Origin of the sequence: Mycobacterium sp. E2327 (assembly GCF_001672675.1) — a bacterium.
Taxonomy (GTDB): Bacteria; Actinomycetota; Actinomycetes; order Mycobacteriales; family Mycobacteriaceae; genus Mycobacterium.
Genome location: NZ_LZKE01000235.1, coordinates 1 through 11,581, shown reverse-complemented (window position 1 = coordinate 11,581; position 11,581 = coordinate 1). Strand labels below are relative to the sequence as shown.

At 68.7% G+C, this 11,581-nt stretch carries 15 protein-coding genes; 9 read left to right on the top strand and 6 right to left on the bottom strand.

The window, feature by feature from the left end; translation table 11 throughout:
- Nucleotides 1-654, top strand: a 654-nt coding sequence (locus A5712_RS27220; protein WP_068112708.1) for a class I SAM-dependent methyltransferase, incomplete at its 5' end; no start/stop codon positions are given.
- A 12-nt stretch (nucleotides 655-666) separates the two neighbouring features.
- Here A5712_RS27220 and A5712_RS27215 read toward each other — a convergent pair.
- The 3 genes from A5712_RS27215 to A5712_RS27205 form a co-directional block, all read right to left on the bottom strand.
- A complete protein-coding gene (locus A5712_RS27215) occupies nucleotides 667-1,530 on the bottom strand; it encodes a cyclopropane mycolic acid synthase family methyltransferase (RefSeq protein ID WP_068112704.1) in 864 nt (287 codons plus the stop codon).
- 142 nt (nucleotides 1,531-1,672) lie between these two features.
- Complete coding sequence (locus A5712_RS27210) at nucleotides 1,673-2,686, bottom strand: prenyltransferase (protein WP_068112701.1); 1,014 nt, start codon at nucleotides 2,684-2,686, stop codon at nucleotides 1,673-1,675.
- A 12-nt stretch (nucleotides 2,687-2,698) separates the two neighbouring features.
- Nucleotides 2,699-3,400 (bottom strand): TetR/AcrR family transcriptional regulator, encoded by a 702-nt coding sequence (locus A5712_RS27205; RefSeq protein WP_067151728.1) that lies wholly within the window; start codon nucleotides 3,398-3,400, stop codon nucleotides 2,699-2,701.
- 133 nt (nucleotides 3,401-3,533) lie between these two features.
- On the opposite strand from A5712_RS27205, the gene A5712_RS27200 reads away from it, so the two are divergent.
- From A5712_RS27200 to deoC, 6 genes are all read left to right on the top strand, one after another.
- Nucleotides 3,534-4,862: a DUF445 domain-containing protein gene (locus A5712_RS27200; protein WP_068112698.1), complete on the top strand. Its 1,329-nt coding sequence runs from the start codon at nucleotides 3,534-3,536 to the stop codon at nucleotides 4,860-4,862.
- A gap of 84 nt (nucleotides 4,863-4,946) precedes the next feature.
- A complete protein-coding gene (locus A5712_RS27195) occupies nucleotides 4,947-5,366 on the top strand; it encodes a helix-turn-helix domain-containing protein (protein ID WP_068112695.1) in 420 nt (139 codons plus the stop codon).
- Between the two features lie 146 nt (nucleotides 5,367-5,512).
- Nucleotides 5,513-6,106, top strand: coding sequence for a heparin-binding hemagglutinin HbhA (gene hbhA / locus A5712_RS27190; RefSeq protein WP_068112711.1), 594 nt, complete (start codon nucleotides 5,513-5,515; stop codon nucleotides 6,104-6,106).
- A 100-nt stretch (nucleotides 6,107-6,206) separates the two neighbouring features.
- Entirely contained in the window at nucleotides 6,207-6,470 is a 264-nt protein-coding gene (locus A5712_RS27185) for a DUF2516 family protein (RefSeq protein WP_081665208.1), read from the top strand.
- A gap of 4 nt (nucleotides 6,471-6,474) precedes the next feature.
- Nucleotides 6,475-6,894: a DUF2599 domain-containing protein gene (locus A5712_RS27180; protein WP_068112692.1), complete on the top strand. Its 420-nt coding sequence runs from the start codon at nucleotides 6,475-6,477 to the stop codon at nucleotides 6,892-6,894.
- Nucleotides 6,895-7,581 carry a deoxyribose-phosphate aldolase gene (deoC, locus tag A5712_RS27175; protein ID WP_068112690.1) on the top strand — a complete coding sequence of 229 codons (687 nt, stop codon included), beginning with the start codon at nucleotides 6,895-6,897 and terminating at the stop codon, nucleotides 7,579-7,581.
- Here the strand turns inward: deoC and A5712_RS27170 are convergent.
- From A5712_RS27170 to A5712_RS27160, 3 genes are read right to left on the bottom strand one after another with little or no spacing between them, the layout of a single operon-like run.
- The gene (locus A5712_RS27170) at nucleotides 7,578-8,618 is read right to left on the bottom strand and encodes a DUF2993 domain-containing protein (protein ID WP_068112688.1); all 1,041 of its coding nucleotides are present in this window, start codon (nucleotides 8,616-8,618) and stop codon (nucleotides 7,578-7,580) included. The two genes, deoC and A5712_RS27170, sit on opposite strands and share 4 nt — an antisense overlap.
- Complete coding sequence (locus tag A5712_RS27165; protein WP_068112686.1) at nucleotides 8,615-9,451, bottom strand: carbon-nitrogen hydrolase family protein; 837 nt, start codon at nucleotides 9,449-9,451, stop codon at nucleotides 8,615-8,617. Before A5712_RS27165 ends, A5712_RS27170 begins: the two co-directional genes overlap by 4 nt.
- 34 nt (nucleotides 9,452-9,485) lie before the next feature.
- A complete protein-coding gene (locus A5712_RS27160) occupies nucleotides 9,486-10,010 on the bottom strand; it encodes a DUF2505 domain-containing protein (protein WP_068112683.1) in 525 nt (174 codons plus the stop codon).
- Nucleotides 10,011-10,036: 26 nt separating this feature from the next.
- Between A5712_RS27160 and A5712_RS27155 the strand changes: the two genes are divergently transcribed.
- Nucleotides 10,037-11,134, top strand: a complete 1,098-nt coding sequence (locus A5712_RS27155; RefSeq protein WP_068112681.1) for a UDP-N-acetylmuramate dehydrogenase — start codon at nucleotides 10,037-10,039, stop codon at nucleotides 11,132-11,134.
- An 82-nt stretch (nucleotides 11,135-11,216) separates the two neighbouring features.
- On the top strand, nucleotides 11,217-11,581 hold a 365-nt coding region (locus tag A5712_RS27150), incomplete at its 3' end, for an Ig-like domain-containing protein (protein ID WP_304528680.1).

Below are 11,581 nucleotides of genomic sequence, written 5' to 3'. Positions count from 1 at the left end.
ATCGGCTGCGGCTGGGGCGCCACGGGGCGGCGCGCCATCGAGAAGTACGACGTCAACGTCGTGGGCCTGACGCTGTCGGAAAACCAGGCCGAGCACGTCCAGCAGATGTTCGACGGGCTGGACACGAACCGCTCGGCGCAGGTGCTGCTGGAGGGGTGGGAGAAGTTCGACGAACCCGTCGACCGGATCGTCTCCATCGGCGCCTTCGAGCACTTCGGCCGGCAACGGTGGGGCCACTTCTTCAAGATGGCCTACCGGGTGCTGCCGGCCGACGGGGTCATGCTGCTGCACACCATCTCGCGCCCGACCTTCAAAGAGGCCAGGGCCCAGGGCACCCCGTTGACCCACGAGGTCGTTCACTTCACCCAGTTCATCCTGGCCGAGATCTTCCCCGGCGGATGGCTGCCGACGATCCCGTCGGTCGAAGAGCACGCCGGCGACGCCGGTTTCAAGGTGACCCGGATCCAGTCGCTTCAGCTGCACTACGCCAGGACGCTGGAGATATGGGCCGCCGCGCTCGAAGCCAACAAGGACAAGGCCATCGCGATCCAGTCGGAGAAGGTCTACGACCGGTACATGAAGTACCTCACCGGCTGCGCCAAGTTGTTCCGCCAGGGCTACACGGACGTCAACCAGTTCACGTGTGAGAAGTGACCGAGGGCCGCGCTACTTGGCCAGGGTGAACTGGCCGACGTTGCTGATTCCCTTGCGGAAGAAGTCCTCGCACCCCGTCAAATAGTGCATATAGCGCTCGTAGACTTCCTCGGACTGGATGGCGATCGCCTTTTCTTTGTTCGCCGCCAGGTTGGCCGCCCAAATATTCAGCGTCCGTTCATAATGCTCGCGCAGCAATTGCACTTTTTCGACGCTGAATCCGGCGGCATGCGCCAGCGGGAAAATATCTTCCTGCGCCGGCAACTGCCCGCCCGGGAAGATTTCCGTGTAGATAAATCGCGTGAACCGCACGTCGCTCATCGTCAAAGCGATGCCGCGCTCGTGCATCTGCTTCTGTGAATGCGCCAAAATAGTGTGCAGGAGCATCCTGCCGTCGTCGGGGAGGATGTCATGGGCGCGGTCGAAAAACGCGGGCCAACGCTCGGCCTTGAACGCTTCAAATGCTCCGATGCTGACGATCCGGTCGACGTTGTCGTCGAACTCTTCCCAACCCTGCAACCGCACTTCGATGTTGCGCCCGGTCGGGATCCCCGCCAGCCTGGTTTTGCTGTATTCGAACTGGTTGCGGCTGAGGGTAATTCCGATCACGTTCACGTCGAACTTCTCGACCGCCCGTTGCAGCGCCCCGCCCCAGCCGCAGCCGATGTCGAGCAGCGTCATCCCCGGCTCGAGCCCGAGCTTCCCCAGCGACAGGTCGATCTTGGCCAGCTGCGCCTCCTCGAGCGTCATGTCGTCGCGCTCGAAGTAGGCGCAGCTGTAGGTCTGGGTCGGGTCCAGGAACAGCCGGAAGAAGTCGTCGGACAGATCGTAGTGCGCCTGCACGTTCCCGAAATGCGGCGTGAGCTGCACGGACATGAGTGGTAGGGCCTTTCTGTATCTCGGGGCTCCGGCGGCCTGGCGACCGTGCGCCGCGGTTCACCCCCGATGCATCCCCTGCATGCTAGCCGTTAAGGCCGTACAAGTCGCATTCCAAAGTCGGCTTTGCGTCACACGTACGTCACACAGCCGTGCGCAACACCGCGCCGATGGCCAGCCCCAGGACCAGCAGCGCGCCCGCCTGGCGCACGTGCACCCAGGCCAACGCCGCGTACCACAGCGGCCACACCGGGAAGTTCGGTGGCGGTTCGTCGGGCCTCGGCCGGCGGAAATACGGCCACACCTTCGCCAGCCGCGGCAGCGCCAACACGACGATCAGTGCGGGCCAGGGCATCGCCCCCACGGCGACGGCGATGGCCACCAGCGCATAGAAGCCGACCATCATGCCGAGCGTGACGGCCCGGGCGCGCGCCTCGCCGAGCAGCACGGGCAGGGTCCGGATGCCGAGCGGCTCGTCGTAGGGGATCTTGTCGATGTGCTTGCCCATCAGCACCGTCGTGCACAGCAGGCCGTAGGGCAGCGATGCCACGACGACGTCCCACCCGACCGCGCCCACCGCGGAGTAATAGGTGCCGCACACCATCAGCGGTCCCCACACCACGAAGACGTCCGGCTCGCCGAGGCCGCGCTTCTTCAGCCGCAGCGGTGGCGCCGTGTAGGCGACGCTGAGGGCGAACCCGCCGAGCGCGAACGCCACCACCGGCCACCCCCGCGCCCACGCCAGCGTCACCAGGATGGCCAGGTCCGCGACGTTGACCGCCAGGATCGCCAGCCCGAGCGTGCGCCGGCTGATCAGTCCCGACAGCACCGGATGCGGGGCGTACAGGGCGCGCGGGTAGGTGGCGCTGTCAGTGCCGACCTGGGTGTCGTAGAGGTCGTTCATCAGGTTGTTGGCGGTGTGCGCAAGCGTGATGCCCAGCACGGCCAGGACCAGCCAGCGCCAGTCCAGCCCGGGTTTGCCGACCGCCAGCAGGGCCGCCACCAGCCCGGAGACCAGGGTCATCGGCAGCACCGCGGCCCGGGTGACCACGAGCCAGCGCGTGACGGCATCGACCGGCCCGTCCGGGGGCGGGTTGGTGGTGCGAAGCGCGTAGGCCCACGACCGGAGGCGCGAGCCGGCGCTCACGTCAGCCATCGGAGCCCGATGTCATGGCGCCCGCGGCGGCACGATCGGCGACGGGTGCGGCTGCTCGCGGAACTTCTCCAGCGACCCGCCCGCCTCGACGATGCCGCAGATCGCGCTCCAGCTCAGCATGGTCAGGTAGTCGATCAGCTCGTCGGCGGTCATCCGCGGGTCGGAGATCCACGAGTGGGTCGCGAGCTGCACACCACCGACGATCATGTAGGCCCAGGGCTCCACGCCGCCGGTGTCCATCCCGGCTTCCTGCATGCGGCGGCGCAGCATCATTGCCAGCATGCGGGCGATGATTCGCTCGGAGTCGGCGATCACCTTGCTCTTGGTCGGCGAGCTGTTGGCCATCACGAACCGGTACGGCTCCGGTTCGTCGGCAACCGTCTCGACATACACCCGGATGATCTCGCGGGTCAGGTCGAAGCCGTCCAGGTTGGAGGTCAGCGCGCCCGCCATGTTGGGAATCAGCGTCGACTGCGCGAAGCGCATCAGCACCGCGGTGGTCAGGTCGTTCTTGTCGACGAAGTAGCGGTACAGCACGGTCTTGGAGACCCCGATCTCCGCCGCGATCTCGTCCATGCTCAGGAAGCGGCCGCGCTGCCGGATCGCCACGATCGTGCCGTCCACCAGCTCATTGCGGCGCTCCACCTTGTGTTGGTGCCAGCGCCGCTTGCGACCATCCGTCTTTACGGTCACAGCCCGGATCCGCTCTGCCACTGTCGCCGCTTCTCACTCATCAGACGCCCCCGATACTACGGCTTGCCGGGGGCCTTTTGGCGGACGGGCCGTGCGAGCGGGGCCTGTCCAAGCAGGGCGGTAACACTAACCGGCCGCGGCGAGACATGATGGTGTGGTGACACACCGAGCCTCCCCTGGGGGCGGAGCAGCGAGGCCGACGTCCCTGGCGGAATCGTTCGCCGGGGCGGATCCGGAGGCCGACGCCGAGCGGCGGGTGGCGCTGCGCCGGATGAAGCTGGTGGCGCTGAGCTTCCTGGTTGGCGCGACGGGCGTGTTCCTGGCCTGCCGGTGGGCGCAGGCCCATGCCGTCACGGCAACCTGGGTGGGCTACGTCGGTGCGGCCGCGGAGGCCGGGATGGTGGGCGCGCTGGCCGACTGGTTCGCGGTCACCGCGCTGTTCAAGCATCCGCTGGGCATACCGATTCCGCACACCGCGATCATCAAGCGCAAGAAGGACCAGCTCGGCGAGGGCCTGGGGACCTTCGTGCGGGAGAACTTCCTGTCGCCGGCCGTCGTCGAGACCAAGTTGCGCGACGCCCAGGTGCCCAGCCGGCTCGGTAAGTGGCTCTCGGAGGCCGCGCACGCCGAGCGGGTGGCCGGCGAGACGGCGACGGTGCTGCGGGTGCTGGTGGAGCTGTTGCGCGACGAGGACGTCCAGCAGGTGATCGACCGCATGATCGTGCGGCGCATCGCCGAACCGCAGTGGGGCCCGCCGGTGGGCCGGGTGCTGGCGACCCTGCTGGCCGAGAACCGCCAGGAGGCGCTGATCCAACTGCTGGCCGACCGGGCGTTCCAGTGGTCGTTGAACGCGGGGGAGGTGATCCAGCGCGTCGTCGAGCGTGACTCGCCGAGCTGGTCGCCACGGTTCATCGACCACCTCGTCGGCGACCGGATCCACCGCGAGTTGATGGACTTCACCGACAAGGTGCGCCGCAACCCCGATCACGAGTTGCGCCGTTCGGCGACGCGTTTCCTGTTCGAGTTCGCCGACGACTTGCAGCACGATCCGGAGACCATCGCGCGCGCCGACGCGGTCAAGGAGCAGCTGATGGCGCGCGACGAGATCTCCACCGCGGCCGCGACGGCGTGGAAGACGCTGAAGCGGCTGGTGCTCGAGGGCGTCGATGACCCGTCCAGCACGTTGCGAACCCGCATCGCCGACACCGTGGTCCGGATCGGGGAGTCGCTGCGTGACGACGCCGACCTGCGCGACAAGGTCGACAGCTGGATCGTGCGGGCGGCCCAGCATCTGGTTTCCGAGTACGGGGTGGAAATCACCGCGATCATCACCGACACGATCGAGCGCTGGGACGCCGAGGAGGCCAGCCGGCGCATCGAACTGCACGTGGGTCGCGACCTGCAATTCATCCGGATCAACGGGACGGTCGTCGGGTCCCTGGCGGGGCTGATCATCTACGCCGTGGCCCAGCTGCTTTTCTAGGGGTGCTAACAAGCGCTTGCAAAAGCAAGCACTGGGTCGTAGTCTGGGCCCGTAAGCCAGGCCACCCGACCCGAGGAGTACTCGATGCCGCAGGAGGAGAAGCTCTCCGCCAAGGTGTCGACGGCGGCCTCCGACATGGCCTCCGACCTGGGCAGCTTCATCCGTGACCTGCGGGAGAACGCGCAGGTCTCGGTGCGGCAGCTCGCCGAGCGGTCCGGCGTCAGCAACCCCTACCTGAGCCAGGTGGAGCGTGGACTGCGCAAGCCGTCCGCCGACGTCCTGAGCCAGATCGCCAAGGCGCTGCGAATCTCCGCGGAGGTGCTCTATGTGCGGGCCGGGATCCTCGAGCCCAGCGACAAGAACCAGGTGCGCGACGCCATCATCACCGACACGGCGATCACCGAGCGCCAGAAGCAGATCCTGCTCGACATCTACGAGTCATTCGCCGAGCAGAACGAATCCAATTTCGAGGAGAGTCCGAGCGAACCTGACAGCGACGAGTGATGCGTTCGCAGTCGCGCCGATGACACCAATGAGTTGGTGACGCGTAGATGCCAGGGCGCTTGGTTACCCGAAGGGAAGGGGTTTGACGCCAGGCCCATCGAAGTCGCAGTAACCCCGATAAGAAACAAATTATGAAAGGAAACACCATGGCTGAAAACCCGAACGTCGACGACTTGCGGGCTCCGTTGCTGGCGGCGCTCGGCGCGGCCGACCTGGCGCTCGCCACCGTCAACGACCTGATCACCAACCTGCGTGAGCGGGCCGAAGAGACTCGCACCGAGACCCGCAGCCGGGTCGAGGAGCGCCGCGCTCGCCTGTCCAAGCTGCAGGAGGACCTGCCCGAGCAGTTCACCGAGCTGCGCGAGCGCTTCACCTCCGAGGAGCTGCGCAAGGCCGCCGAGGGCTACCTGGAGGCCGCGACCAGCCGTTACAACGAGCTGGTCGACCGCGGCGAAGCCGCCCTGGAGCGCCTGCGCAGCCAGCGGCCCTTCGAGGACGCGTCGGCGCGTGCCGAGGGCTACGTCGACCAGGCCGTCGAGCTGACCCAGGAGGCGCTCGGCACCGTCGCGTCGCAGACTCGCGCGGTCGGCGAGCGGGCCGCCAAGCTGGTCGGCATCGACCTGCCCAAGAAGGCCGAGTCGGCCAAGAAGGCCACGGCCAAGAAGGCCCCCGCCAAGAAGGCTCCGGCCAAGAAGGCCCCGGCCAAGAAGGCGTCGGCCAAGAAGGTCACCCAGAAGTAACCAGGCGCGCGACTCCGAGTTGTCCCCGGGCAACTCGGAGTCGACGTTTTGGACGGTGCCCGCATACCCTTGATGCGTGACCCACGCCGTGAGCATCGTCATGTTCGTCCTGCAGATCGCCGTCGCGCTGACGGCCGTGTACGCGTTCGTGCATGCAGCGCTGCAACGAACCGACGCCTATACCGCCGCAGACAAGCTGACCAAGCCGGTGTGGTTGGTGATCCTCGGCGTGGCCGTGGCGCTCTCCTCCGTGCTGAGCTTCGTGTTCGGCGTGCTGGGCATGGCGATCGCCGCCTGCGCCGCCGGGGTGTATCTGGTCGACGTGCGGCCGAAACTGCTTGAGATTCAGGGCAAGTCGCGCTAGCCGGATGAAGGCCCTGCTGGCCGCGCCGGCGGTGGTGTTGGTCGCGCTGCTGGGCCCGCCGGCCCCGGCGTCCGTCGCCCGTGCCGACGACACCCCCGCGCCCCCGTTCGTCGACCACACCCAATGGTCCCGTTGGCAGGGCCTGCCCAGCCTGCGGGTCTTTCCCACACCGTCCGGGCGGATGGCGGCCAGGCAACCGGGCACCGCGTCGCAGGCCGACGAGGCGTGGGCCGAGGTGCTCGCGCTGGCGCCGGACGCCGACACCCCCGGCATGCGCGCGCAGTTCGTCTGCCACTGGCAGCTCGCCGAGTTCGTGCAGCCGGGCAAGACCAGCTGGAACCTCGAGCCCTGGCGCCCGGTGGTCGACGACGCCGAAATGTTCGCCGCCGGCTGCAACCCCGGCGGTCCGGAAGAAGGGTTCTAGTTGGCGAGCCAACCCACGCGGGCCGAGCTGGCGGCCCTGATCGACCACACCCTGCTCAAGCCCGAGGCCACCCGCGCCGACGTGGCCGCGCTCGTCACCGAGGCGGCCGACCTCGGTGTCTACGCCGTGTGCGTGTCGCCGTCGATGGTCCCGGTCGCGTCGGATGCCGCCGGCTCCGGCGTTCGGGTGGCGGCGGTGGCGGGCTTTCCGTCGGGCAAGCACGTGCCGGAGGTCAAGGCGCGCGAGGCCGCGCTGGCCGTGCAGGCCGGCGCCGGCGAGATCGACATGGTCATCGACGTCGGCGCCGCGCTGGCCGGCGACATCGATGCCGTGCGACGCGACATCGAGGTGGTGCGGGCCGCGGTGCCCCGCGCCGTGCTCAAGGTAATCGTGGAATCGGCGGTGCTGCTGGCCCGGGGCGGGGAGACGCTGGCGGACGTGTGCCGCGCCGCCGAGGACGCCGGCGCCGACTTCGTCAAGACCTCGACCGGCTTTCACCCGGCGGGCGGGGCGTCGGTGGACGCCGTGGCCCTGATGGCCGAGACGGTCGGCGGGCGGCTGGGCGTCAAGGCCAGCGGCGGCATCCGCACGGCCGCCGACGCGCTAGCGATGCTGGATGCCGGTGCCACCCGGCTCGGCCTGTCGGGCAGCCGGGCGGTGCTCGACGGGCTCGGCGGCGACGCTTAGAGGTTGGCGAAGCAGGGGTCGGTGGTGTTGTCGTTCGGGATGGTGGCGTTCTGCGTCGAAAAGTGGCTTGTCACACCGGTATCGGTGACCTGCACGCTATCGGCGTGGATGCCCAGCGGGTAGTTCTTGGTGAAGTTGGCGGTGAAGTCGTCCAGCGTCGACTGCACCGATTCCTTCGGCATGGTGAATCCCAGGGCGTTGAAGCTGACGATCTGCAGCTGCAGCCCGGTGCCGGACACCACCGGCTTGGCGGTGATGTTGTCCAACATGCCCTTCAACTCGACGGTGCCGTCGGCCGGGTGAGTCGTCACGCTGTTGGTGACGAACGGACCCAGGACCGGGATCGCGTTCTGTACCGACTGCTTGATCCCGTCACTGGTCCAGGTGATGGTGGCGTCCAGCGAGCCGATGGTGCCCTTCGAGTTGGCGGTCGATTGGAGCCGCACGTCGCGGATGTTGAGGTTGAGCTTCATGCCCTTGGCATCGCGGATGTTGTTGCCGGCCGTCTGCACCGAGATGTTGGTGTAGTGCTTGGTGGCCTGTTGCCACAGCATCAGCGGCGTCACGCCGAAGGACGCGGTGGCCTGGTCCTTGACCTCGCAGGCCACCGCCTGGGCGACCTTGGAGTTCGCCTCGTGGCGCACGTACAGCTCGCCCCCGATCAGCGCGGCGAGCAGGAGCGCGAAAACGATGATCAGGATCAGCGCGATGGACAGCGGGTCGCGAAGGAGGCGTCGTTTCTTCTTCACCGGTGCCGGCTCTTCGTCGGGGGTGGCCAGCTTCTCCGTCGGGCCCGCGGGCGGGGCCGGGGGCGGCGGGTAGGGGGGCCGCGGCGGGTTCTGATGCGGGACGCTCAGCTGCTCGGTCTGCTGACCGGAAGCGGCCGGCGGCGGGGCCTGCTGCGCCGGGCCGCCGGTGCTGATGCGTTCGGTCGGACGCTCAGTCGGGGGCTGGCCGAAGGGGCCTTGGTTGCCGGGACGGGCCCATGTCGACGGGCCCTCGTTCGGTGGTCCTGGTGGGCCCTGTGGGTTCGTCACCCAACCGATTCTGCCCTATCCACCTGAGCAAAGTCGGAGCGGTTGCGCAGCACCGCGATGCTGTCCCGGGCCGCGGCGACCCGGTCGACGTCGATGTCGGCGACCACGAGCTGCGGCCCGTCGCCGGCCGCGGCGACCACCTCGCCCAGCGGTGAGGCGACGAGGCTGCCGCCCACCCCCAGCGGCGCGCCCGACCCGGAATCGGTCAGGGCCGCGCCGGGATCGGCCTGACCGACCGCGGCCACATAGCTCATCGAGTCCAGCGCGCGGGCCCGGGCCAGCAGCGTCCACTGCTCGAGCTTGCCCGGCCCCGAGCCCCAGGACGCGCAGGCGACGATCAGCTGGGCGCCGCGGCGGGCCAGCTCGGTGTAGAGCGCCGGAAAGCGGATGTCGTAGCAAACGCTCAAGCCCACCCGGACGTCGTCGACGTCGACCACCACCGGTTCGTGGCCCGGTGCGACGGTGCGCGACTCGGTGAAGCCGAACGCGTCGTACAGGTGGATCTTGTCGTAGTGGGCGTCGGGCCGGTTGGGGGTGCCCGGCCCGGCCACGATCAGCGTGTTCTTCACCCTGCCGTCGCCGGACGGGGTGAACATGCCCGCGATGACCGTGATCCCCGACTCGGTCGCGATCGCGCGCACCCCGTTCGCCCAGGGCCCGTCGACGGCCTCGGCGATCGGGGCCAGGGGGACGCCGAACCGGCACATGGTCGCCTCCGGGAAGGCCACCAGCACCGCACCCGCGTCGGCGGCCCGGCGGGTGTTCTCCCGGACCAGCTCGAGGTTCGCCGCGGGATCGCTGCCACTTTGGATCTGCGCCAGCGCGATTCGCATGGGCGCCAGCTTAGGCGCGGTGACGAGGCCCGGCTCAGGCGCTCTGGGCGATCCACTCCGCGGTCAGCCGTTGTTCGCGGCTCACCAGCTCGTCCAGCTGGGCGCCGATGAGCCGCTCCACCTTGCCGCCGATGATCGGGATCCGCACCTGGACGGTGATCCGGGAGGTGAGGCGGGCGCCGCCGGTCCCGGCGATCGGCGCCAGTTCCCCAGTCCCGGACACGTTCGCCGGGGTGTCCAGAATGGTGACCGCGATCGAGCCCGTGGCGGTGCCGTCGACGAGCGGACCCCAGGATTCCTTGCGCCTGATGCAAATGTCGCCCCGGTGCAGCTGCTTGACGACGGCGTGCAGGTTGTGGCTGCGCACCACCTGCAGCGTGACCACCTCGACGGTGCCGTCCTGTCCGGACTCGCCGCCGACCCGCATCGACTCCAGCGTCGCCTCGTCGACGGGGATGTCGGCCAGCCGGGCCAGCCAGTACCCCTCCTCCTGGAAAGCGCGGTGGACCTCTTCGACGCTCTCCTCGTACTCGGCCGACAACTCGAATGAATGCGGCATAGCTGGCCAGGCTACCGTTACGGGCCATGAATTCGAGCGGTGCCGGTTCGCTCTTCGCCGGCGCGCGTGTCGATGAGGCGGTGCCGCTGGCGCCGTTGACCACCTTGCGGGTCGGCCCGGTCGCGCGCCGCCTGATCACCTGCGCCAGCACCGATCAGGCGGTCGCCGTGCTGCGTCAGCTGGACTCCGAAGGCCGGGCGTCGCCGGTGCTGGTGTTTGCTGGCGGGTCCAACCTGGTGATCGCCGACACGTTGACCGACCTGACCGCGGTGCGCCTGGCGAACGACGGCATCACGGTGGACGGCAACGTTGTCCGCGCCGAGGCGGGCGCGGTCTGGGACGACGTGGTGGTCGAGTCCATCGAGCACGGCCTGGGCGGGCTGGAGTGCCTGTCGGGCATCCCCGGGTCGGCCGGCGCCACGCCCGTGCAGAACGTCGGGGCATACGGGGCGGAGGTGTCCGACACCATCACCCGGGTGCGGGTGCAGGATCGCGAAAGCGGCGAGCTGCGCTGGGTGCCGGGCGACGAGCTCGGCTTCGGTTACCGCACCAGCGTCTTCAAGCAGGCGTCCCATGCGGGGCGCGAAATCCCTTGGGTGGTACTGGAAGTGGAGTTCGTGCTGGACCCGTCGGGCCGCAGCGCGCCGCTGCGCTACGGCGAGCTGACGGCCGCGTTGAACGCCGCCGCCGGCGAGCGCGCCGATCCCCACTCCGTGCGCGAGGCGGTGCTGAAGCTGCGGGCGCGCAAGGGCATGGTGCTCGACGCGAGCGACCACGACACCTGGAGCGTGGGTTCGTTCTTCACCAACCCCGTGGTGGCGCCGGAGGCCTACGAACGGTTGGCCCGCGACGTCGAGGGGCCGGTTCCGCACTACCCGGCGCCGGACGGGGTCAAGCTGGCGGCGGGCTGGTTGGTGGAGCGTGCCGGCTTCGGCAAGGGCTATCCGCACGATGAAGCGGCACGTTGCCGACTTTCGACCAAGCACGCGCTTGCCCTGACCAACCGCGGCGGGGCCACCGCAAACGACGTCCTCGCGCTGGCCCGCACGGTGCGTGACGGAGTCCATGCTGTGTTTGGCATCACACTGGAACCGGAGCCTGTCCTGCTCGGCTGCAGGCTGTAGCGGCTAATCCCGTGTAATTGCGCGTCGGCGCCGAATTGTCGTGGCGCCGTTGGGGTCTATTCTCCCGGTATCTTTAGATGTCGTGAGCACATCCAGTACCCCGCCGCCGGTTAACCGGCGCTTGGCCCTGGCGGCCCTCGGGCTCGGCGTGTTCGCCCCCAGCGTGTTGGCCGCCTGCGCGGGCACCGCGGCCAAGCAGGCCGAGAGCAAGAAGGAGCCGCCGGCGCCCCAGCTGAAGTTCCAGCCGGCGGACGCCGCCTCCGACGTCGTTCCGATCTCGCCGATCAGCGTCCAGGTCAGCGACGGCTGGTTCCAGAAGGTGGCGTTGACGAACTCGTCGGGCAAGGTGGTCGCCGGATCCTTCAACGCCGACCGCACCGTCTACACGACCACCGAGCCGCTGGGCTACGACTCGACCTACACCTGGAGCGGTTCGGCCGTCGGCCA

Bases quoted from the DNA above. Each gene is read 5' to 3' on its own strand.
- A5712_RS27215 (WP_068112704.1), bottom strand. From the start codon at position 1,530: ATGTCCGTGCAGCTCACGCCGCATTTCGGGAACGTGCAGGCGCACTAC.
- A5712_RS27210 (WP_068112701.1), bottom strand. From the start codon at position 2,686: ATGGCTGACGTGAGCGCCGGCTCGCGCCTCCGGTCGTGGGCCTACGCG.
- A5712_RS27195 (WP_068112695.1), top strand. From the start codon at position 4,947: ATGCCGCAGGAGGAGAAGCTCTCCGCCAAGGTGTCGACGGCGGCCTCC.
- hbhA (WP_068112711.1), top strand. From the start codon at position 5,513: ATGGCTGAAAACCCGAACGTCGACGACTTGCGGGCTCCGTTGCTGGCG.
- A5712_RS27185 (WP_081665208.1), top strand. From the start codon at position 6,207: ATGTTCGTCCTGCAGATCGCCGTCGCGCTGACGGCCGTGTACGCGTTC.
- A5712_RS27180 (WP_068112692.1), top strand. From the start codon at position 6,475: ATGAAGGCCCTGCTGGCCGCGCCGGCGGTGGTGTTGGTCGCGCTGCTG.
- A5712_RS27165 (WP_068112686.1), bottom strand. From the start codon at position 9,451: ATGCGAATCGCGCTGGCGCAGATCCAAAGTGGCAGCGATCCCGCGGCG.
- A5712_RS27160 (WP_068112683.1), bottom strand. From the start codon at position 10,010: ATGCCGCATTCATTCGAGTTGTCGGCCGAGTACGAGGAGAGCGTCGAA.
- A5712_RS27155 (WP_068112681.1), top strand. From the start codon at position 10,037: ATGAATTCGAGCGGTGCCGGTTCGCTCTTCGCCGGCGCGCGTGTCGAT.